This window comes from Faecalibacterium sp. Marseille-Q3530, from assembly GCF_017377625.1.
Taxonomy (GTDB): domain Bacteria; phylum Bacillota; class Clostridia; order Oscillospirales; family Ruminococcaceae; genus Faecalibacterium; species Faecalibacterium prausnitzii_E.
Genome location: NZ_JAFREH010000010.1, coordinates 21204 through 43625, shown reverse-complemented (window position 1 = coordinate 43625; position 22422 = coordinate 21204). Strand labels below are relative to the sequence as shown.

19 protein-coding genes and 1 pseudogene are annotated in these 22422 nt (G+C 60.6%); 3 read left to right on the top strand and 17 right to left on the bottom strand.

Features of this window, described 5'->3' with window-relative positions; translation table 11 throughout:
- Nucleotides 1-2: 2 nt before the first annotated feature.
- From J3350_RS09380 to J3350_RS09310, 16 genes and pseudogenes are all read right to left on the bottom strand, one after another.
- On the bottom strand, nucleotides 3-2639 hold the full coding sequence (locus J3350_RS09380; protein WP_207686431.1) for an ATP-dependent helicase: 2637 nt from the start codon (nucleotides 2637-2639) through the stop codon (nucleotides 3-5).
- Between the two features lie 160 nt (nucleotides 2640-2799).
- Nucleotides 2800-4008, bottom strand: coding sequence for a sodium ion-translocating decarboxylase subunit beta (locus tag J3350_RS09375; RefSeq protein WP_207686430.1), 1209 nt, complete (start codon nucleotides 4006-4008; stop codon nucleotides 2800-2802).
- 15 nt (nucleotides 4009-4023) lie between these two features.
- The gene (locus tag J3350_RS09370; protein WP_207686429.1) at nucleotides 4024-4380 is read right to left on the bottom strand and encodes an OadG family protein; all 357 of its coding nucleotides are present in this window, start codon (nucleotides 4378-4380) and stop codon (nucleotides 4024-4026) included.
- Nucleotides 4381-4539: 159 nt separating this feature from the next.
- Nucleotides 4540-5565 carry a rod shape-determining protein gene (locus J3350_RS09365; RefSeq protein ID WP_097793345.1) on the bottom strand — a complete coding sequence of 342 codons (1026 nt, stop codon included), beginning with the start codon at nucleotides 5563-5565 and terminating at the stop codon, nucleotides 4540-4542.
- A 141-nt stretch (nucleotides 5566-5706) separates the two neighbouring features.
- Nucleotides 5707-7929 (bottom strand): ATP-dependent RecD-like DNA helicase, encoded by a 2223-nt coding sequence (locus tag J3350_RS09360; RefSeq protein WP_118552564.1) that lies wholly within the window; start codon nucleotides 7927-7929, stop codon nucleotides 5707-5709.
- Nucleotides 7930-8025: 96 nt separating this feature from the next.
- Entirely contained in the window at nucleotides 8026-9381 is a 1356-nt protein-coding gene (locus J3350_RS09355; RefSeq protein ID WP_097793343.1) for an MATE family efflux transporter, read from the bottom strand.
- Between the two features lie 197 nt (nucleotides 9382-9578).
- Nucleotides 9579-10460, bottom strand: a complete 882-nt coding sequence (locus J3350_RS09350; protein ID WP_207686428.1) for a D-alanyl-D-alanine carboxypeptidase family protein — start codon at nucleotides 10458-10460, stop codon at nucleotides 9579-9581.
- A 93-nt stretch (nucleotides 10461-10553) separates the two neighbouring features.
- Entirely contained in the window at nucleotides 10554-11342 is a 789-nt protein-coding gene (locus J3350_RS09345) for a helix-turn-helix domain-containing protein (RefSeq protein ID WP_207686427.1), read from the bottom strand.
- A 138-nt stretch (nucleotides 11343-11480) separates the two neighbouring features.
- Complete coding sequence (locus tag J3350_RS13985) at nucleotides 11481-11648, bottom strand: hypothetical protein (RefSeq protein ID WP_242700225.1); 168 nt, start codon at nucleotides 11646-11648, stop codon at nucleotides 11481-11483.
- Between the two features lie 40 nt (nucleotides 11649-11688).
- Nucleotides 11689-11805, bottom strand: a pseudogene (locus J3350_RS14165) (hypothetical protein); the annotation flags it as partial.
- Between the two features lie 105 nt (nucleotides 11806-11910).
- Nucleotides 11911-12693 carry an amino acid ABC transporter ATP-binding protein gene (locus J3350_RS09335; protein WP_207686425.1) on the bottom strand — a complete coding sequence of 261 codons (783 nt, stop codon included), beginning with the start codon at nucleotides 12691-12693 and terminating at the stop codon, nucleotides 11911-11913.
- A gap of 15 nt (nucleotides 12694-12708) precedes the next feature.
- Complete coding sequence (locus J3350_RS09330; protein ID WP_187116962.1) at nucleotides 12709-13356, bottom strand: amino acid ABC transporter permease; 648 nt, start codon at nucleotides 13354-13356, stop codon at nucleotides 12709-12711.
- An 87-nt stretch (nucleotides 13357-13443) separates the two neighbouring features.
- The gene (locus tag J3350_RS09325) at nucleotides 13444-14283 is read right to left on the bottom strand and encodes a transporter substrate-binding domain-containing protein (RefSeq protein ID WP_207686471.1); all 840 of its coding nucleotides are present in this window, start codon (nucleotides 14281-14283) and stop codon (nucleotides 13444-13446) included.
- A gap of 229 nt (nucleotides 14284-14512) precedes the next feature.
- On the bottom strand, nucleotides 14513-15529 hold the full coding sequence (locus J3350_RS09320) for a hypothetical protein (RefSeq protein WP_207686424.1): 1017 nt from the start codon (nucleotides 15527-15529) through the stop codon (nucleotides 14513-14515).
- Between the two features lie 337 nt (nucleotides 15530-15866).
- A complete protein-coding gene (gene cls / locus J3350_RS09315) occupies nucleotides 15867-17396 on the bottom strand; it encodes a cardiolipin synthase (protein ID WP_207686423.1) in 1530 nt (509 codons plus the stop codon).
- A 68-nt stretch (nucleotides 17397-17464) separates the two neighbouring features.
- Entirely contained in the window at nucleotides 17465-18304 is an 840-nt protein-coding gene (locus tag J3350_RS09310) for a DegV family protein (RefSeq protein ID WP_097793336.1), read from the bottom strand.
- Between the two features lie 160 nt (nucleotides 18305-18464).
- Between J3350_RS09310 and J3350_RS09305 the strand changes: the two genes are divergently transcribed.
- Nucleotides 18465-19013, top strand: a complete 549-nt coding sequence (locus J3350_RS09305) for a DUF1836 domain-containing protein (RefSeq protein ID WP_097793335.1) — start codon at nucleotides 18465-18467, stop codon at nucleotides 19011-19013.
- 56 nt (nucleotides 19014-19069) lie between these two features.
- Here J3350_RS09305 and prfB read toward each other — a convergent pair whose 3' ends face one another.
- The gene (gene prfB, locus J3350_RS09300) at nucleotides 19070-20191 is read right to left on the bottom strand and encodes a peptide chain release factor 2 (RefSeq protein ID WP_097793334.1); all 1122 of its coding nucleotides are present in this window, start codon (nucleotides 20189-20191) and stop codon (nucleotides 19070-19072) included.
- Nucleotides 20192-20502: 311 nt separating this feature from the next.
- Here prfB and J3350_RS09295 point away from each other — a divergent pair, with 311 nt between their 5' ends.
- Together J3350_RS09295 and J3350_RS09290 are read left to right on the top strand one after the other, a co-directional pair.
- On the top strand, nucleotides 20503-21483 hold the full coding sequence (locus tag J3350_RS09295) for an RING finger protein (RefSeq protein WP_097793332.1): 981 nt from the start codon (nucleotides 20503-20505) through the stop codon (nucleotides 21481-21483).
- A 41-nt stretch (nucleotides 21484-21524) separates the two neighbouring features.
- On the top strand, nucleotides 21525-22400 hold the full coding sequence (locus J3350_RS09290; RefSeq protein ID WP_118552573.1) for a UTP--glucose-1-phosphate uridylyltransferase: 876 nt from the start codon (nucleotides 21525-21527) through the stop codon (nucleotides 22398-22400).
- Nucleotides 22401-22422: the final 22 nt, after the last annotated feature.

Below are 22422 nucleotides of genomic sequence, written 5' to 3'. Positions count from 1 at the left end.
TGTCATTCCTCCGTTATTTTTGTCAGCGGCGCAAAGTTCGCCATGGTCTTCTTCACGCCGACCTTTTCAAAGTTGATCTCTACGATCTGGTCGCCTGCGGCAGGCTTGACCTTGAGCACCTTGCCGCGGCCAAACACTTTATGCTCCACGATATCCCCCGGCTCGTAGTGTTTCGGGGTGCTGGCGGCAGGCTTTGCCGCCGGTGCCCCGGTGAACTGCACCGGTTTCGCCGGAGCCTTGGGGGCTGCGGCGCGGCCATAACCGGAGCCAAAACCGCCCGAACGGCTGCGGCTGTCCGTGCTGGCCGACCCGGACGCGCCCCGCCCGGCATAGTCAGACCCAAAGCCCCGGCTGCCGCCGTTGTATTCGGCATTCAGGTAGCCGGAGCGGCTGCCGGAACCGGAACCGAAACCGGAACGGCTGCGGCCCCAGCCGGAGGCACCGGAGTAGCCCGACGCGCCGCCCGGCACGGTATCGCTGTAAGCCGAACCCCAGCCGCCCAGCTGAGAGCGGCGCTCCAGCGCCGGGCTGCGGGTCTCCTCGATGTACTCCGGCTCGATCTCGCGCAAAAAGCGGCTTGGCTCGTTGCGCTGGGTGCGGCCATAGAGCATCCGAGTCACGCTGTTGGAGATGTAAAGATCCTTTTTGGCGCGGGTGATGCCGACATAGGCCAGGCGGCGTTCCTCTTCGAGGTCTGCCTCGGAGTATTTGCTCATCTCGCTGGGGAAGACGCCCTCCTCCATGCCGATGAGGAACACATACGGAAATTCCAACCCCTTGGCCGAGTGAATGGTCATCAGGACCACCTGGTCGCTGCTCTCGTTGTAGCTGTCGATGTCGCTGATGAGGGCGATGTCTTCGAGGTAGCCTTCCAGCGTAGCCTCCTCGCCGTGCTGGTCACAGTAGTTTTTCACGTTGTTGACCAGCTGGCCCAAGTTCTGCAGCCGGTCGGCGGCGTCCTCGTGGCCCTTGGCGATCTCCTGTTCGAGCATGGCCTTGTACCCGCTCAGCTCAATGACGTCAGACGCGAACTCATCCAGCGTCCGTGTTTCCAGCGACTCCTGCAATTTCTCGTAGATCTGCCAGAATTTCAGGATCGGCATGATGGAGCGGGCCAGCCGCGCGTACTGGTCGGCGTGGCTGATGATCTCCAGCATACTCGTGTTCTCCTGCGCGGCAAGGTCTGCGATGACCTCGATGGTCGTGTTGCCGATTTTCCGCGCCGGTTCGTTGATGATGCGGCGCAGGCGGACGTCGTCGCGGGCATTGGCCACGATGGACATATAGGAGTGGATGTCCTTGACCTCTTTGCGGTCGTTGAAGCGCTGGCCGCCCACGATCTTATGCGGGATGCCGGCGCGGGTAAAGTAGCTTTCGATGGGGGCCGACTGCGCGTTCATTCGGTAAAGCACCGCGTGGTCTGCCAGATGCCCGCCCTCTTTGAGGTGCTGGCCGATGACATCCGCGATGTGCATGGCCTCATCCTGCTCGTTTTCCGCCGTGTAGACCTGCACCTTGTCGCCCTCACAGTTCTTCGTCCAGAGGGTCTTGCCCTTGCGCTCGGTGTTGTGCTGGATGACGCAGTTGGCGGCGTTCAGGATATTGGAGGTCGAGCGGTAGTTCTGCTCCAGACGAATGGTCTTTGTGCCGGGATAGATGCGCTCGAAGTTGAGGATGTTCTCGATGGTAGCACCGCGGAACCGGTAGATGCTCTGGTCATCGTCGCCGACGACGCAGATGTTCTTCTCCGGCCCGGTGAGCAGGCTGACCAGGCGGAACTGTGCCACGCTGGTGTCCTGGTATTCGTCCACGAGCAGATAGCGGTATTTGTTCTGGTAGAACTGCCGCACCTCCTTGTGCCCGGCCAGCAGCTGAACGGTCTGGTAGATGAGGTCATCGAAATCGAACGCACCGGCGTCCTTCAGCTTCTTTTCGTAGGCCGCATAGACCTTGGCCGCCAGCGCTCCTTTCGTATCCCGCGCCGGGGTGCGCAGGGCCTCTTCGGGGCTGACGAGCTGGTCCTTCCAGCGGCTCATCTGGTTGATGGCACTCTTGACCGGGAAGAATTTGTCGTCGATGCTCAGCTCTTTGTATACGCTCTTCATCACGCGCTGGGCGTCGTCGGTGTCATAGATAGTAAAGCTGCGGGGGTAGCCGATCTCCTCCGCCCAGCGGCGCAGGATGCGCACACAGGCCGAGTGGAAGGTGGAGGCGAACACCTCGTCGCCCTCTTCGCCGCCCAGCATGTTCCGCAGGCGCTCCTTCAGCTCCCCTGCCGCCTTGTTCGTAAAGGTGATCGCCATCACGTTCCAGCTGCGCACCGCATCCTTGCGGAGCATCCCGTCCAGCCAGGAAGGGGCATCGGTGTTCGTCATGATCGCCATCCGCAGCGCCTTGACGTCGTCCTCGGTCACTTCGCGGGGCACCCACTGGGAGCCGTGCGCCGCACCAAAGCGGATGAGGTTCGCGATGCGGTTGACCAGCACGGTCGTCTTGCCGCTTCCGGCGCCTGCCAGGATCAGCAGCGGGCCGTTGGTGGTAAACACAGCCTCCCGCTGCATCGCGTTCAGGCGGCCGAACTGTTTTTCAATGTAGGTATCGCGCAGCGCGCAAAATTCCTGCCTGAGATCAATTGCCATTGTTTCACCTGTTCTTTAAGCTATTTTCCATGAATCACTAAGGTATAGTATATCACATTTCATCCCTATTGCACAGAGTTTACCGCATAAAAAACCGCCCATCTGCGGCACAGTGCCGACAGATGGACGGTTTGGGATCCTCAATTTGCCAAAACAGGGCTTAGCCGAAGATGTTGATCAGAATACCAGCAGCAACGGCGGAACCGATCACGCCAGCGACGTTGGGGCCCATGGCGTGCATCAGCAGGAAGTTGGAGGGGTTCTCGCTCTGGCCGACCTTCTGAGAAACGCGGGCCGCCATCGGAACAGCGGAAACACCTGCGGAACCGATCAGGGGGTTGACCTGGCCGCCGGTCAGTGCATACATGACCTTGCCGCACAGAACACCGGCTGCGGTGCCGAAGGAGAATGCGATCAGACCCAGCACGATGATGAACAGGGTGCGGGTGTTCAGGAAGGTGTTGGCAGAGGTGGTGCAGCCAACGGACAGCGCCAGGAAGATGGTGATGATGTTCATCAGCTCATTGCCGGCGGTCTTCTGGATACGATCCACGACACCGGACTCCTTCATCAGGTTGCCCAGCATCAGCATACCGACCAGAACGGCGGCATCCGGAACGATCAGGGAGACGATGATGGTGACTATGATGGGGAAGACGATCTTCTCGGTCTTGGTCACGGTGCGCAGCTGCTTCATCACGACGGTACGCTCTTTCTTGGTGGTCAGAGCCTTCATGATGGGCGGCTGGATGACAGGCACCAGCGCCATGTAGCTGTATGCTGCCACGGCGATGCTGCCCAGCAGCTCCGGTGCCAGACGGGAGGTGACGAAGATCGCGGTCGGGCCGTCTGCACCGCCGATGATGGCGACGGCAGCAGACTGCTTCTGGGTGAAGTCCACCAGGCCGGTGGCTGCCAGCAGGCGGGCACCCATGTAGGTGCCGAAGATGCCGAACTGGGCTGCAGCGCCCAGCAGCAGGCTCTTGGGGTTGGAGATCAGGGGTGCAAAGTCGGTCATGGTGCCGATGCCCAGGAAGATCAGCGGCGGGTAGATGCCCAGCTTGACGCCCATGTAGAGCATATCGGCCAGACCGCCGTTGTTCAGGATCTCGACCCACATCGGGTGCTCCAGACCATCGCCGACGAAATACTGCATGTGGATGATGCCGCTGCCGGGCAGGTTGGCAAGGATCATGCCGAACGCCATGGGCAGCAGGATCAGGGGCTCATATTCCTTCACAATGGCCAGGTACAGCAAGAAGCAGCCGACGCAAATCATGATTGCGTACAGGTAGCCGCCCGGCTCACCGAAGCGGGCAAAGCCAGAGCTTTGGAAAATACCGACCAGAGTGCTGATAAACTGTGTCATGTTCTTCCTCCTGTGTTAAAAAGGTGCGGTGGTGTCGTTGACACCGGCCTTGCCCCAGCCATTCTTGCTGCGGCGCACGGCCTTGAGGGTGTACTTTCCGTTGCCCATTGCGTGGATCGCTGCCATGATCGCAGCTACCACATCGCCGGGGATGCCCTCTTCCACCACAGGAGCAGGAGCAGCAGCCTGCTGAACAGGTGCGGCCGGCTTTGCAACGGGAGCCTTGGGTGCAGCCTTTGCTGCTGCCTTCCTGACATTCATGCCGTCGAAGATCTTGCCCTCCAGCGTGATGATCGCCATCAGCAGGACAAGGATGGCAAACACCAATACGATACCGGTAATGGTGATAACCACATCAGAACCCAGATTCATGTTCTTCCTCCTAGTCATTTATTCTTCTGCGGCCAAAGCGCATGGCTCCGCCCGCAAAAACCGATTTGAAAATATTATACAATATTTTCCGACCCGATTCAACAACGATGAACAAAAAATATCGCAATTTTTTCAAAACCGTGAAGTACGTCTTTTCGCTCAGCGGCGGCCGATGCGGGGAGTCGCGTCCGTAAAGCCGGTCTCCAGCCGGTCGCGCACGCTCAGGCTCATGGCCGTGCCCAGCGCCACACAGTTCACGGGGTCGGGCGAGACCTCCACGTTGACCTTGAGTTCCTGGCTCAGGTACTCCGGCAGGCCGTGCAGCTGGGCACCGCCGCCCGTCAGCACCACGCCGTTGCGGAAGATGTCGCCGGCCAGCTCCGGCGGGGTCTTTTCCAGCACCTGATGGGCCGCCGTGCCGATCTGCTCGCTCAGCATCATGACCGGCTCGTACAGGTCGCTGGTGGAGACGTTCACCCGGATGGGCAGGCCGGTCAGCAGGCTGCGGCCCTTGACCTCCATCGTCTCGTTGAAATCGGCCTTCTGGGGGCAGCAGGCCACGTTCTTTTTCAGCTGTTCGGCGGTACGCTGACCGATGGCGATGCTGAACTTGTTGCGCACATGCTTCAGAATCTCGTCATCGTAGTGGTTGCCCGCCACGCGGACACTGGTGGCCTTGACCTTGCCGCCCAGGCTCAGCACCGCGATGTCCGTGGTGCCGCCGCCGATGTCGATGATCATCCGGCCGTCGGGCTGGGTGATGTCGATGCCGGAGCCGAGGGCTGCGGCGATGGGCTCATCAATGAGGTAGACCTGACGCGCACCGGCTGCCATGACCGCCTCGACCACGGCATCGCTCTCGATGCCGGTGATGGCCGCAGGCACACAGACCGCCACGCGGGGCTTGACCATGTGGGAGCTGTACACCTGATTGACGAACCGGCAGATGAGCTCGCGGGTCATGGTGTGGTCGCTGATGACGCCGTCCTTCAGGGGGAAGATCGCGGAAATATAGTTCGGGGTGCGGCCCACCATGGCCAGCGCCTTGTCGCCGACCTCCAGCACCGAGTTCTTGCGGGTATCCACCGCCACCACGCTGGGCTGATTGAGCACCACGCCGGTGCCCTCCTGCGCGATGATGATGGTCGTGGTACCAAGGTCGATACCGATATCATTCTGTGCCATAATACGAAGATCCTTTCTCTGCTTTCCCTGTTCCTATCTGAATGCCGGGCTCCCCGGCCGGGTAATCAAACACATTATAGTATAACATAACCGCTCGGAAAAGTACACCCGCGTTCTTGCACAACGCAGCGGTTTCCTGCGTCATTCCTCAAGTTTCTGCTGTTCAGCGGGCAGGGCCTGCTGCAGCAGGGTGCACAGGCCGCTGTACCGCAGGTTCTGGCGCACATTGCCCATCATCCGGTTCACGACATCCCGCCGCCCGGTCACGATGCAGAGCTTCCGTGCGCGGGTGACGCCGGTGTAGAACAGGTTCCGGTAGCACAGCCGGGGCGGCACCTGCGCCACCGGCAGGATCACCGCCGGGAACTCGCTGCCCTGGCTCTTGTGCACCGTGATGGCGTAGGCGATCTCCAGTTCGTTGAGGTTCTCCGCCGGGTAGAGCAGCCGCCGGTCGTCCATCCGGACCACCATCGAGCGCTCCCGCATGTTGATGGACTCCACGATGCCGATGTCGCCGTTGTAGGCACCCACGCCCTGTTCCCCGCCGACCCGCTGCCAGACGATCTCGTAATTGTTGCGCACCTGCATCACCTTGTCTCCCACCCGGAAGACGCGGGCCGCGCTCTGCAGCTGGGGTTTGCCCTTCTGCTCCGGGTTGAGCAGGTTCTGCAGCTCCACGTTCAGCGCCTGGGTGCCGGTGGGGCCGAGCTTGGTCGGGCAGAGCACCTGGATATCCCGGACGGGGTCGAAGCCGTAGCTCCGGGGCAGGCGGGTCGTGACAAGGTCGCAGACCAGCTTCTGGGCCGCGTCGCCGTCCGATTCCAGAAAGAAAAAGTCGTCGGTCTTGCCGCCTTTTTGCAGCGGCTCACTGGAAATGATGTGGTGGGCGTTCTCCACGATGAGGCTCCGCTTGGCCTGCCGGAAGATCTCGTTCAGGCAGACGGTGGGCACCCGCTCAGAGCGGATGACCTCGCCCAGGATGTTGCCGGGGCCGACGCTGGGCAGCTGGTCGGCATCGCCCACCATCAGGATGCGGCAGCTGTACCGCAGCGCCGCGATAAGGGCCTGAAACAGCTTGACGTCCACCATGCTCATCTCGTCGAGGATGACGACATCGCACTTGAGCAGGTTCTTGTCGTTGTGGATGAAGCTGACCACGCCGCCGGTGTAGTCCACTTCGAGCAGGCGGTGGATGGTGGAGGCCTTCCGGCCGGTCAGCTCGCTCAGCCGCTTGGCCGCGCGGCCCGTGGGGGCGCAGAGGGCCACCCGCTCGGCCTGATGTTCCAGCAATTGCAGGATGGCGTTCACGGTGGTGGTCTTGCCGGTGCCGGGGCCGCCGGTGAGGACGAGGCAGTTCTCGGTCATCGCCTTGCGGATGGCCTCTTTTTGCAGCGGTGCATAGGCAAAGCCCTGGGTCAGCTCCAACACCTGGATGTTCTTGTCCAGGTCGCGGACGGTCTGCTTCTCCCGCTTGGCCAGCAGGGCCAGCCGGTCGGCGATGTCCTGTTCGGCGGCCAGCAGGTCGGGCAGGTAGATGTAGGGTGTTCCCTCAAACATCCGGACGCTGAGTTCGTCCGTTTCGATGCACTGGTCCAGTGCTTTGGCCAGCTTTTCCGGCGGCTGGTGGATGAAATTGGAGGCCGTTTCCAGCAGCTGCGCACGGGGCAGGCAGGTGTGGCCGTTGCCCGCATTGTGGCGCAGGGTGCGCAGAAGGGCGGCTTCCAGCCGCTGGGTGCAGTCCCCTTCCATGTGATAATACTGGGCGATGCTGTCGGCGTGGCGGAAATCCAGCTGCAGCGGCTCACCGCAGAGCAGATAGGGGTTGGAGGAGATGGCGTTCATGGCGCTGGGGCCGAACACCCGGAACACCTCCATCGCGCGGCGGGGGCTGATCTCAAACTGCGCCAGATAGGCGATGAGCTCCCGCATCCCGAACATCCGCTTGAACTCCTGCTGGATGCGGTCGGCTTTGTCCGCCGAGATGCCGGAGATGGTGGTCAGCTGGGCCGGGTCATTCGCAATGATCTCCAGTGCCTGTGCCCCGAACTTGTCGAGGATCTTCGTGGCCGTGCGGGCCCCGATGTAGGGCAGCGAGCCGCTGGCGAGGAAGGCGTAGACGGCTTCCAGATCCTTGGGCATGTCGGTCTCGCACTCCTGCGCGTGGAACTGGCGGCCATAGGTGGCGTGGTTTTCATACTTGCCGCGGCAGACGACGCTCTCGCCTGCATGCAGCTCCCCCACCACGCCGCACACCACCGTGAGGACGCCGCCGCCGGAGATTTCAAAGACGGTGTAGCCGTTGTCCGTATTTTCGTAGATGATGTCTTCGACCGTACCCTCGATCTGTTCCAGTTCCTGCTCCATCGGCTCCACCGCCCTTTCTGTGGCATAATTATAATCAGTATAATATAAAAAGAAGCGTTTTGCAATGCAGTCATCGCAAAACGCTTCTTTTGATTCTTACAGGTTTGCGTGAGGCACCAGCTTTTCCTTTTTCAGGCGGCGGTACACCACGATGTAGGCCGGGATGAGGAAGAAGCAGGCAAAGAACCAGGCCACGGGGTTGGCGATGCAGGCGGCAAAGTACCCCCACAGCGGCACGAACAGGAAGCCCACCAGCGCACGGGCGACCATCTCGGCTACACCGGCGAACATGGCCAGGCTGGAATAGCCCAGCCCCTGGATGGTATAGCGGTAGATGATGAGGACCGCCAGCGGGATGTAGAAGACGCTGTTCCAGAAAATGAAGCTCTGGGCGTTGGCCATGATCTCGGTCTGGTCGCTCTCCAAGAAGAGTCCGATGAGGGGCTTATCCGCCACGCGCAGGATGAGGAAGGACACGATGCTGTACACCACGCCGATGCCCAGCGCGGTATTGACGCCCCTGTTCACGCGGTTCAGGTCGTGTGCGCCCATGTTCTGGCTGGCGTAGGTGGTCATGGCCGTGCCGATGCTCTCCAGCGGGACGGAGAGGAACTGCGCTGCCTTGCCGCCGGCTGTCTGTGCTGCCACGATGTCGCTGCCCAGACCATTGACGGCACCCTGCAGCACGACGCTGCCGATGGCCGTGATGCTGCACTGCAGGCCCATGGGGATGCCCATGCTGCAGAGCTTGGCGCAGTGCGTCCTGCTGAGTTGCCCCTCTTCTCTGGACCAGCGCAGCTCCCCGTAATGTTTGAGGATATAGAGCAGACTGCCCAGACCGGCCACGGCCTGGCTGAACACGGTGGCGAACGCCGCACCGAAGGCACCCATCCGGAACACGATGATGCAAAGCAGGTCCAGCCCGATGTTCAGGAAGCTCGCCACCAGCAGGAAGTAGAGCGGGCGCTTGCTATCGCCCAGAGCGCGCATCAGGGCGCTGGTCATATTGTACAACAGGGTGAACGGAATGCCCACAAAAATGGTGCGGATGTAGACATCCGCCAGGTCGATGATGTTGTCCGGGGTGTTGGTCCAGACCAGGATGGAGCGGGTCATGGCCACCGTGACCACGGTGAGCACCGCCGCAAAGAAGATCGACAGCCAGACGGCGTTGGCGGTGTAACGGCGCATCTCACGGTAGTCCTTTGCGCCGAACGTCCACGAAATGGGGATGGAGAAGCCGCAGGCGATGCCGTTGACGAAGCCCAGCACCAGATAGTTCAGGCCGCCCACGCTGCCGACCGCCGCCAGCGCTTCCACACCGACGAACCGGCCCACGATGATGGTATCGGCCAGATTGTAGAACTGCTGAAACAGACTGCCCAGCATCAGCGGGACCGCAAAGGCGAGGATCAGCTTGAGCGGGCTGCCCTGTGTCATATCTTTTGTCATGTCAGTGCCCTCCTTTGGGGGTCGTCAAAAGCAACAAAACCGATTTTTTTTCGACAAAAACGCCCTGCCGGAAAAGGGGCAGGACGTTGTGGTTTTCACGAATGTGATTATATCAGATTGCGGTAATTTTTCAAGAGTCTCCTTTTGATAAGCTTCAACAAAGATTCCTCGTAAAAACTGGTGATTCTGCTCATATCTCAGCGAGTCAGCTGGCGGTAGACCCGGACAGCATCTTCGATATGGTAAGGCTCGGTGCCGTGGTTCCCCTTCGCACCCGCCGTGACGAGAATGTACCGTTTCCCCTTCACCTGTGCGGCACTGGCCAGACAAAGCCCCGCCGCGCTGGTGTAGCCGGTTTTGCCGCCCAGGAACTGCCCCCTCCGCAGGGAGACATCGCCCAGCTCTGCCCAGAAAGTGCTCGTCATTGTAAAGCCCTCCGGATGCAGGTCCGTCGCCGGGACGGCATAGCGCCCGGCGCTCAGGATGGCACGGAAAGTCTCATTCTGCATCGCAGCCCGCAGCAGCCGGGCCATATCCCGCACGGTGGAGACATGCTCCGGGTCGTGCAGGCCGGTGGGGTTGCAGAAGTGGGTGGAACGCATCGCCAGCTCTGACGCCTTTTGGTTCATCAACTCCACAAAGGCTTCCTCCGAACCGCTCACTTCCCGCGCCAGCGCCTCGCAGCACTCCGCGCCGGAGGGCAGGAGCGCACCGTATAACAGGTCCCGCACGGTGGCCGTCTCCCCGGGCCGAAACCCCGCCATCGATGCGCCCTCGGCCCGCAATTCCGGGAAGATGTCCTCCGGCAGCGTCACCGGCTGTTCCAGGTCTGGGTTTGCCTCAAGGGCCAGAAGGGCCGTCATCACTTTGGTCATCGAGGCCGGGTAGATGCTCACATCCGCCTCTTTTTCTGCCACTGCCTCCCCGCTGTCGGCATCCACCAGAATGGCATACGGGCTGACCAGCCCCTCCAGATGGACCGTCCGGGGCCATATCAGCAACAGCGCCAGCAGAGCCAGCAAGATCAAAAACAGACACCGCCGTGCCCGGCGGTTCCGCACAGAACGCTTCCGTTTCATCGAGTTCCACATCCTTTCACTCCATAAAACGGTCGTCCGGGCGGTTTCCCTGCATGGAGTGCAAAAGAGGGAGCGTTTCCGCTCCCCCTTCGCTCAATTTTTCTTCGGTGCACCAAATTCATACTTCCGTGCCGGAACGATGATTGCAAATGCCATGCTCACCAAATATACCAACCAGATCATCAGGCAAAGTTCTTTTCCAACCATCTTCCCTGCCCATGTGCCAAGCGCAAGCAATAACGGCATTGCCACCGCCGTCACGACCGTCCAAATACGTCCCCATCTTAAAATGACCGGCCAATTCCGGTTGTTAAAATAGACCCCCGGAATATTCATTCGGAAAATTCCTTGTGTAACGTAGTTGATACGGTTTTCATCATAGTAACCCGGAAGCACTTCCTCTGTAAAGAAAAAGTACGCCCCGAAAAGGAATCCAAAACCGCAGCTCATCCACAGGAGCATTTGCATCTTCTCTTCCATCCACCCCAGATTCCAGACCATCAGTGCTTCTACCGCGCCCAGCACATTGCAGGCGAGATACACCGGCAGATATTTCTTCACCCGCCCTTTCCGGACCTCTGCCGGTTCCGTCGGGAGGGTCAGTGCCTTTTTCACCAGCACTTCCACCTCGCTGGCCGGGATGGCCGCTTCTTCCAGCCGCCGCCCCTCCAACAATTCTGTCACTGAGACGCCCAGCAGTTCGGCCAGCGGCAGCAGCAGCGAAACGTCCGGCACACTCAGGCCCCGCTCCCATTTACTGACTGCCTTGTCCGAGACATACAGCTTCTCGGCCAAGTCCTTCTCCGTCCAGCCCTTTTCCCGCCGCAGCTGCGCCAGGAACGCCCCGAACGCCTGCTTGTTTAGTTCGAAGTTCTGCTCCATCGTGTCGTCCTCCCCTGTCCGGTCTTGTTGGCTCCAGTGTAGCAGAAATTCCGCAGACCCGCAACCGACCAGCAGTAGAATCCGCGCACCTGCGCAAAACCGCCCCCGGAAAGGCAACCTCTCCGGGGGCAGATGTGGTCATTCTTTTATGATCTTGTCCAGCACATCTTTCAGCGGCAGGTCGATACCCTGTGCGGCGTATATCGTTGCGATCATCAGCTCATCGGCATCCACACAGGAAAAATCCAGCCGATAGCCTGCGTTCTGCGCCAGCTGGGCCAGAAACACACGCATGGTATATCCCATGCTTCACCTCCCGGTCCTGCCCACGCTGCCGGTTCAGGATCTCCTGCACAAGGGTCGCCGTATCGATTCGTCCTTCCAGATAGCGCACACAATCGCGCTCCGTCTGTTTGGAGACCGGAAGCCCCTCCATCCGCGCAGACGCCACCGCATTGCGCATAGCCTGTTCTCGTTTTGTCGTCATACCGGAACTCCCTCCTTCCTGTTCGAATCTATTATAGCAAAACCGCCCCCGGAAAGGCAACCTCTCCGGGGGCAGATGTGGTCATTCAGAATAGTGGGCGAGGAACTGCTTTGTGCGCTCCTCCTGGGGGTGGTCGATGAGCTCTTTGGCGGGGCCTTCCTCCACGACCACGCCGCCATCCATGAAGAGGATGCGGTCTGCCACGTCGCGGGCAAAGTGCATCTCGTGGGTGACGATGATCATGGTCGTCTTGCGGTCGGCAAGGTCGCGCAGGACGCGCAGCACTTCGCCGGTCAGCTCCGGGTCGAGGGCCGAAGTCGGCTCATCGAAGCAGAGGATGTCCGGGTGCAGGGCCAGCGCACGGGCAATGGCCACGCGCTGCTGCTGGCCGCCGGACAGCTGGTGCGGATAGTGTCCGGCCCGCTCCGACAGACCCATCTGGGCCAGAAGCTCCTTTGCCTGCTGCTCCAGCTCAGCGTGGATGGCCTTTTTGCGGGCCTTGTAGTCCGGGCGTTCTTTGGCCAGCAGCTCACCCGCCAGCATGATGTTCTGCAGCGCGGTGTACTGCGGGAAAAGGTTGAAGTTCTGGAACACCAGACCAAAGTGGAGCCGCTTCTTGCGCACTTCGCTCTCCCGCTGGGTGGCGGGGTCGGCGGCGTCCCACATGGTCTCGCCGTTCACCTTGATGACGCCGGTGTCCGGCCGTTCCAGAAAATTCAGGCAGCGCAGCAGGGTCGTCTTGCCGGAACCCGACGAACCGATGATGGCCAGCGCCTCGCCCTGCTCCAGAGTGAGCGAAATGTCCTTGAGGACGTGGGTGTCCCCGAAATTTTTCCCGATGCCGGAGGCTTCGAGCAATGCCATAATTGAACCCCTCCCTTAGCAGCGGAAATAATCGAGCTTTTTCTCAAGCCAGTTGAACAGAACGGTCAGCACACCGACGAAGACCAGGAAGAAGATGGCCGTGGAGAACAGCGGCCAGATCAGGCCCTTTGCGCTGTATTCCTTGGCCATCATGATGATCTCCTTGTTGGCGATGGTATTCGCCAGCGAGGTATCCTTGACCAGCGTGATGATCTCGTTGCCCATCGGGGGCAGGATGCGCTTGATGACCTGCAGCAGCGTGACTTTGAAGAAGATCTGCGTCTTCGTCATGCCCAGCACCTCCCCGGCCTCGGTCTGGCCTTTGGGCACTGCCTCGATGCCGCCGCGGTAGATCTCCGAGAAGTAGCAGGCATAGTTGATGGCAAACGCCACCACAGCTGCCACCATCCGCCCGCCGGAGCCGGAGGGCCAGGGGTTGCTCATCCCCAGCAGACCGGGGCCAAGGTAGATGACGATGATCTGCAGCATCAGCGGGGTGCCGCGGATGATCCAGACGAAGGTCTTGACTGCGGCGCTCAGCGGCTTGCAGCGGCTCATGGAGCCAAACGACACCACAAGGCCCAGCGGCAGCGCGAACAGCAGCGTCAGGGCAAACAACTCACAGTTGAGGAGGAATGCGCCGGATAGGCGCCCAAGAATCACAGACACAAAAACACACCCATCAATTTTTTGTACTTCCAGCAGGAAACCGCCCCGGAACGGAGCGGCTTTCTGCATTGCGGTCTACGATCAGTCGGCCAGCGCCAACTCGTACTTTTCGGCCAGGGCGCTCAGGGTGCCGTCGGCCTTCAGCGCATCAAACGCTTCATCGACGGCCGCTGCGGCATCGCTGCCCTTGCGGAAGGCCACACCGTACTCCTCGGCGTTCAGCTCATCGACGATCTTCAGGTCTGCGTAGTCGGTGCCCTCACCGATCATCGCGTTGGCCAGGGTCAGGTCCAGCACAGCGGCATCTGCGGTACCGGCGGCCACTTCCATCAGGCAGTCGGTCTGGACGCTCTTGGAGATGTAATCGGCCTGCGACAGGCTTGCATCGTCTGCAATGGCCGATTCACCGGCGGAACCGGCTTCTGCGACCACAGTCTTGCCCACGAGGTCCGTCGTAGAGGTGTACTCCGTGCCGTCCTTCACGACCACGACCTGTGCGTTCTTGGCGTAGGGCTTGGTGGTGGCGGTGTTCTCCTTGATCTCATCGGTCAGGGTCAGGCCGTTCCAGATGCAATCGATGCTCTTGGCGTCCAGCTCGACCACCTTGGTGTCCCAGTTGATCTCCACGAACTCCGGCTCCACGCCCAGCTTCTCGCAGACGGCGGTGGCCAGTTCGGTATCAAAGCCGGTGAAGTTGCCCTCGTCATCGGTGTAGTTCATCGGTGCATACACCGTGTAGCCAATGACCATCTTGCCCTTGCCCTGGATATAGGCCAGGTCGCTGTCAGCCGAAGCGGATGCAGCAGAGCCTGCCGCAGAGCCGGAAGCCGAAGCAGCCGTAGACGTGGATGCGGCCCCGCCGCAGGCTGCCAGACTGAGTGCCATCGCACCCGCCACAAACATCGAAAGGAATCGTTTCATTCTCATCCCAAAGTCCTCCTCTAACGCCCTCGTTTTATCACTTTACCGTGATAAAGAACTAAACTGTGCATCTAGGATACCGCATTTGGCACGATTTTGCAAGGGGGAAGGCCGATTTTTCGCACAATGCCGGAATGCGTTCTCTTTCCGGTGTGCTTTCTGTGCGAATCGCGCAAACAAAAAGAGCCTTTCCCTTCCGGAAAAAGCTCTTGTGAAGTGCTTTGCAGCATTATTTGGTTCGCATCGCGTCCAGCGCAGCCTTTTGGAGGTCGGTCACCGAGATGGTGCACAGCGCCATCAGGTCAGCGTCCGAGCCGTCTGCCGGGATGGCGGCAACCTCCGCACGGGTCTTTCCTTTGAGGTAGCCGCAAAAGCCCTCGCTGTGCTCGTACCACTCCTTATTTAAGGAGGAAGCGCCCCGCATCCCGTAGCGGTCGCCCTGTTCCAACTTGGTCTCCACCTTGTCCGGCGCAGTGATGCCGCCATCGGACGCCACCGTCAGGGCCGGTTCGGCCATGTCTGCCACGGCGCTGGTCACACGGCCCTCGGCGTCCAGCGTCAGGGCCACAAGGCTGATGTCGATTTCCGCGTTGACGTCCCGGTCATCGGTGGCAGTCACATCCGAAGAGCCATTCACCGCCTCCACGCCCAGCGACACCCGGTCGCCTTTGGCCGCGCCCAGCCCCCTGGCATTGGAACAGGCCTTGACCACCGCGTCGCGGTAACGGTCCACCGCGATGGTACAGCCAGCCAGCAGGTCAGCATCTGTGGGCTTGCCATCATTGTCCAGCTTCAGCAGGGACACCTGCTCCGGCGTCCTGCCGGTCAGATAGTCCGCGAAGGCATCCGCCTGTTCCGCCCAGCCTTTTTTCAGCGAAGAGGCCTCTGCCAGCGGGTAGTCCGTCCCTTTCTGCCGCTTGGTCCGGTAATCCGTGGGCAGGTGCACCGCGCCGGTGCCGTCGGCCCCGATAGTCGTTTCCATCTCATCCAGCTCCACGTCTGCGATCTTACCGTCGCCGTCCAGCAGCACTGCCGCAGCCGCCAGCCGGATGCTCCCGGTGCGGTCTTCGTCTTCCGTTTCCACGACGACACCGAGACCGGTCTTCCAGGCGGCGGTCGTCTGCGAGGCCGCGCCGCTCCCGCTCATGCTTCCAGAGCCGGACGACCCGGCGTTCGGTTTTCCGCAGGCAGCCAACAGCAGGGCTGCTGCCAGCGCACAGCCCCAAAGAGCCTTGCTTTTTCTCATAGATACGCTCCCTTTCCCGATGGGTTTGGAAGTAGTATATCCGGCAGGGTCCTTCTTATTCGTCAGAGGGTTTCCCCTCTCCGTCTCGCTTCGCTCGCCAGCTCTCCCGAAGGGAGAGCCATTGGCAGAACGGTTTTGAAAATACTGGATGAACAAAGTCTACGATTTCGGAAGCGTCCGGGCTCCGCGACAGAGGTTCGCATCTGCTGGTTCTGGCAGCAAGGCCCACTGTCTTGCGATCAATTGAGCCCATGCAGCTCGTAAAGCGTTCCCGACATGCCAAGGGCTCCCCCTTTGGGGGAGCGGTCAACGCCATCAGGCGTTGACGGAGAGGATTTTACAGCAGCGGGCTCAGCAGCCGCAGGACGCTGTCCAGCAGGGTGCCCGGCAGAGAAGTCCGGCAGTCGGAAAGCTGCACCTCCCGGCACTGCGGCAGAGTGGCCAGCACATCCTCCCGCAGGGCGATGACCTGACTGTTGCTGTAAAGCAGCGCCCCGCACTCAAAGTGCAAAAACAAACTGCGGTAATCCATGTTGATGCTGCCCACCACGGCCAGATGGTCGTCACTGACGTAGCATTTCGCATGGAGGAAGCCGGGGGTGTACTCGTAGATGCGGACGCCCGCCCGGAGGAGCGGCACATAGTAGGACCGGCTCAGCCGGAACACCAGCTTCTTATCCGGGATGCCCGGCAGGACCAGCCGGACATCCACGCCGCGTTTGGCGGCGGTCTTCAGGGCGTCGAGCATCTCCTCACCCACGGCGAGGTAGGGCGTGTAGAGATACACATACCGCTGCGCCTGGGCCAGGATGTTCAGGTAGACCGTCTCGGCCAGCGGCTCTTCGTCCAGCGGGCTGTCGGTGTAGGGCTGAACGACGCCGTCCGAACTTTCCGGCAGGCGGGTCGGCGCAAAGGGTGCGTAGTCCGTCTCCTGCGGGCGGAAGGCGTTCCAGCAGTTGAGGAAGATGACGGTAAAATTCCAGACCGCCGCCCCTTCCAGCCGGATGGCGGCGTCCTTCCAGTAGCCGAAGCGCTGCTCGGCGTTGATATATTCGTCCGCGAGGTTCACGCCGCCGGTGTAGGCCACATTGCCGTCGATGACCACGATCTTCCGGTGGTCGCGGTGGTTCATCACCAGCGACACCAGCGGCACCACAGGGTTGAACGGGATGCAGCGGATATGGCTGCGCTCCATCCGGATGACGAAGTCGCTGGGCAGGCCCAGCAGACTGCCGAAATCATCGTAGATCAGCCGCACGTCCACGCCCTCGGCGGCTTTCCGCTTGAGGATGGCCTCGATGCCGTCCCACATCGTGCCCGACTTTACAATGAAGAATTCAAGAAAGATAAATTTTTCCGCCCGTTCCAGGTCTTCCAGAAGCCTGGGGTACATGGCCTCGCCGCAGGAGAAATAGTGAGCGGCGGTGTGCTTCCACGCCGGGTAGGGGCCGTAGGTCTCCACGTAATGGCTCAGGTTTTTCTCCACGCGGTCCAGCGTGTCGGTCTGGTCCGGCCGGGGCGCAAGATCGGCCGTGTGGACCTGCTCCACCTTCCGCATCCGGGTGCGGAGCCCCTTGGCCGGAGCCTTGTTGCCAAAGGCCAGATACAGCGCCCCGCCCAGCAGCGGCAGCAGGCCGATGAGGACGATCCAGCCGATCTTATAGGCGCTGTTCTCATCCTTCCGGACGAGGTAGAGCACGATGACGATGCTCAGCGCCTTGAGCATGCCGTTCAGCCAGACCCGGCCCGCCGTAAAGGCCCAGAACGCCCAGAGCAGCCACAGCACCTGCAATGCCACCAGCACGATGGTGATGGTGGCACGGTTGAGGATGCGGCTGAAAAATTTAACGATCGGCAGTCTGAACACGCTGTACCTCCCCCGCCGCTGCGCGGCCCTTTAAGATGGAGTTAGTATAGCGCGGTCCGGGTGATTTTTCAAGCCTCTCCGTCCTCGTATCCGATCAGAAGGCCGCCCAGCTCAGCGTAGTAGCTGCACAGGCCGCCGCACTCCGTCACCACGACTCTGGCCCCCTCAAAGACGGCCTCGATCATGTGCTTCAGGCGCTCGGCAGCGGCAGGGTTGCCGCAGTGGGAGATGTTCACCTTACCGTTGGTGTAGCCGTGCTCCTTGAGCTCCAGCACGATGCGCTCCAATGCGCCATGCTCGCCGCGCGTTTTGCAGATCACGTCCAGCTCACCGGCCTCACTGGCCTGACCGATGACCCGGATGCCCAGCATCCGCGCCACTGCCGCCACAGCGGGCTTCACGCGGCCATTGCGGGCCAGGTTGGCCAGCGATTCCAGCGAGAAGAGCAGATGGGTGTGCTTATGGTAGCGCAGCATCTCTTCACAGACAGCGTCAAACTCCTTGCCGGCAGCCAGCTCATCCCGCAGATGCTCGGCCAGCAGGACCTGCTCCGGGCCGGTGGACAGACTGTCCAGCACAAAGACCCGCTTGCCGGGGTTCTCCTGCTGGTATTCCTCCGCCGCCAGCTGGGCCGCATTGCAGCTGCCCGACAGCGTACCGGTGATGGTGATGGCGTACACCTCATCGGCTCCCTCGTAAGCGGCCAGCCAGTCGCCAACGTTGGGGCAGGAAGTCGAGGTCTTTCCTTTATAGGTGCGCAAGGTCGTGGCCATGCCCACCGCATCCAGCGTGCCGTCATCGTGGTATTCCTCGTGATCGGTGATGATCTTCAGGGGCACACAGGCAAAATCCACGCCATCCAGTGCATACAGGCTTGCGGCAGAATCCACAACGATCCGGGTCTTCATAAGCAGTATCTCCATTCCAGCGGCAAAATCCGCCGCATTTTTCATGTTGTCGAAGCTATGATATCAGTTTTTCAAAAACCTGTCAACCGTTTCCGATAAATCTTCAAAAAGTTTTCATAAGACGGTTGACCCTGTCGGAAAAATACGCTATACTATCCGCATGAACAATGAATCCAACCGCCGCATAGCGGCCTGCGCCGTGGATTTTGCCCTGCCGCGGTACGCAGAACTGCCTTCCGTCGGGCTGTATCTCGACCAGACCGTCCAGTACGTCAACGGGTATTTTCGTGCATTTCCAGGGGTGGAGCTCACGGCTTCCATGGTGAGCAACTACGTCAAGAAAGGGATCATCGGCCACCCCATCAAGAAAAAATACACCCGTGAGCAGCTGGCCGGCCTGATCTACATCGTCGTCTCCAAAACGGTGCTCTCGATGGAAAACATCGACACCCTCTTCAAAATGCAGCGCCAGCACTACTCTGCCGCGCAGGCCTACGACTATTTCTGCGAGGAAGTGGAAAACTGCCTGCCCTATGTGTTCGGCCTGACCCACACCATCCGGGATCTGGCCGCGGACGCCGGAGAGGAGAAGCTGCTGCTCCGCAGCACCATCATCGCCGCCGTCAACAAGATGTTTCTTGACTGCGCATTTGCCGTCATGCACCAGGAGCAGGCTCTCTGGCCGGACATCCTGGCGGATCTGGCGTAAGACATGCAAGCAAAAAAGCCACGCTTTCGCGTGGCTTTTTTGCTTGTCGGTAAGATTTAGGTGTCCTGCAATTCCCCGCGGCTGGCGGCCTTGAGGTATGCAAAGATGAAGCCGTCGAGGTCGCCGTCCATAACAGCGTCCACGTTGCCGGTCTCGTAGTTGGTGCGATGATCCTTGACCATGGTATAGGGCATGAAGACGTAGCTGCGGATCTGGTGGCCCCAGGCGATCTCGTTCTGGACGCCCTTGATGTCCTCGATCTTGTCCATGTGCTGCTGCTGGGCGATCTGATACAGCTTCGCCTTCAGCATTTCCATGGCGTAGTCGCGGTTCTGGAACTGGCTGCGCTGGGTCTGGCAGCTGACCACGATGCCGGTGGGCTTGTGGATCAGGCGGACAGCCGAAGAGGTCTTGTTGATGTGCTGGCCGCCGGCACCGGAGGAACGGTAGACCTGCATCTCGATGTCTTCGGGGCGGATGTCCACCTGGATGGTGTTGTCCAGCTCCGGCATGACTTCCAGCGAAGCAAAGCTCGTCTGACGGCGGGCGTTGGCGTCAAACGGAGAGACGCGGACCAGTCGGTGCACTCCGTTCTCGCTCTTGAGCAGGCCGTAGGCGTTGGCGCCCTTGACCATCATCGAAGCGCTCTTCAGACCGGCTTCGTCGCCGTCCTGATAGTCCAGCACTTCCACGGTCATGCCGTGGGCAGCGGCCCAGCGGTTGTACATCCGGTAGAGCATCTCGGCCCAGTCCTGCGCCTCGGTGCCGCCGGTACCGGCATGGAAGGTCAGGATGGCGTTGCTGTGGTCGTACTCGCCGTTCAGCATGGTCATGAGCTGCAGCTCATCCACCGCCTTCTCCACGGTGTTGACCGCCTCTTCGGCTTCGGGGATCAGTTCCGGGTCGTACTCCTCGTCCAGCATTTCCAGCATGGTCTCGGCGTCATCGTACAGGCCCTGCAGCTTTTCAAAGCGGTTCAGCTTGCCGCGCAGGTCGCCCACCTCGTCGAACACCTTCTTGCTCAGCTCAGCGTCATCATAGAAGCCGGGGCGGGACATGGTGTGCTCCAGCTCCTGCACACGCTTGCGGGAGGCCTCGATGGCGAGGGCCTCTTCCAGGTCCTTCACCGCTGTGCCGTATTCGGCCAGCTTCACTTTCAGTTCTTCAGTCGTGATCATTCTCAATATCCTCTCAAAAATAAGAAGTATCGCCCTTATTTCTCATAGGTCCATCGCGCTTTGCATTCTGGCAAACACAAAAGCTGACCGCCAGAGGTTCTCCCTGCTGGAGAGCTGGCATCGCGCAGCGATGGCTGAGAGGGCTACAAAAAGATACAGTTTATACACAGATACTTCATTAGTATACCGGGAATCCGTGATAAAGTAAAGAGGAAAAATCACCATCATGCTGGAAATTTGAAGATTTTCACCTTTTCTTTTCTCCGGGATGGGAGTATAATAGCATCAAGTACCATTTATGGGAGGAAGTTATGCCAAAATATTATGGCTGCCCCTGCGAGGGCTGCGGCAAGCCGCTGACGCTGCAGGACGATATCGTCGTCTGCCCCGACTGCGGCGCACCGTACCACCGGGATTGTTATGAAAAACTGGGCCGCTGCATCCACAGCCCGGCTCATGCCGCCGGATACGAATGGAAGTTCCCGTATCAGGAATCTGAGCTGTGCACCTGCCCTGCCTGCGGCGAGCGCACCCTGCGCAGCGAGGACCACTGCCGCTGCTGCGGTGCCGTGCTGCCGCCGGAAGGGGCCGAAGAGCCTGCCGACCGCACGGCCGGCCCCGGCGAGGGCAATTTTGATTATTCCAGCCTGTACCGCCAGTATCAGGAGACCGGCTCCATGCCCCAGGACCCCATGCGGCAGGCCTATGAGGCCGCCTTTGGCAAGGACGAGATGCTGGACGGCATCCCCTGCAAGGACTGGGCCAGCTACATCGGCCCTGCGTCCCCCGCCTACCTGAGCACCTACTGCCGGATGCAGCTGGCGCACAGCAAGATCTCCATGAGTTTTTCGGCACTGCTGTTCGGGCCGTTCTATTTCTTCTACCGCAAGGCATGGAAGCCCGCATTCGGCTTCCTGGCAGCTGAGCTGCTGCTGGCCGTGCCCACCCTGCTGCAGCTGATGCAGCTCACCGGCAGCACCATGGCCCCCGCTCTGAGCGATTCCACGATGGTCATGCTGGCCCGCCTCTGCTCGGCCCTGAGCTTTTTGCTCATGGTCGTGCGCGGCATGTACGGCAAGTGGCTCTACCGCAAGAGCGCGGCAGACCGCATCCGGAAGATCCGTTCCGAATTCCCGGACGAAGCCCAGCGCAAGGCCGTTCTGGCCGCACAGGGCGGCGTCAGCTTTGCGGCGGTGTTCGGCTGCTTTTTGCTGCTGATGGTCATCGGCAGCGCCAGCACCCTGCTGCTGGGCCCCAATGTGGACGCCCTGCTCAATCTGGTCTACGGCTGATGCACCCAGCCTGCGATAGTTTTGCGAAGGAGTTTTGAATCATGAAAAAAGTCACGAAAGCTGTCATCCCTGCTGCGGGCCTTGGCACCCGTGTGCTGCCCGCCACCAAGGCCATGCCCAAAGGGATGCTGCCCCTTGTGGACAAGCCCGCCATCCAGTATCTGGTGGAAGAGGCCGTCCGTTCCGGCATCACCGACATCCTCATCATTCTGGGCCGCAACCAGAGCATCATCGAAGACCACTTCGACCGCAGCCCGGAGCTGGAAGAGAAGCTGGCCGCACCCGGCAAGGAGAAGATGCTGGAGGAGTGCCTGGGCATCTCCAACCTGGCCAACATCTACTTTGTCCGCCAGAAGCAGACCCTGGGCCTGGGCCACGCCGTGAGCATGGCAAAAGCTTTTACCGGCGACGACCCCTTCGTGGTCATCTATGGCGATGACGTCATCTGGGGCGAAGACCCGGTCTGCGCCCAGCTCATCCGTGCCTACGAGGAGTTCGGCCGCCCGGCCGCAGGCGTCTCCGCTGTGCCCTGGGCCGATGTGAGCCGCTATTGCAGCCTGAAGACCACCCCCATCCACGACAACTACTTCTTCGTGGATGACATGATCGAGAAGCCCAAGAAGGGCCAGGAGTTCAGCAACTACTCCATCCTGGGCCGCGTCCTGCTGACCCCGGAGATCTACGACATCCTCGCCCGCACCAAGCCCGGTGCCGGCGGCGAGATCCAGCTGACCGACGCCATGGCCGAGTTCGCCCGCAATTATGGCGGCATGACCGCAGTGGAGTTCACCGGCAAGCACTACGACATGGGCAACAAGCTCAAGATCGCCGAGGCACAGGTAGAGCTGTCGCTCCAGCACCCGGAGATCGGCGAGGCCTTCCGCGCTTATCTGAAAGAATTCTGCAAAACGCTGTAACGCATCTGCACAAAAATCCCCT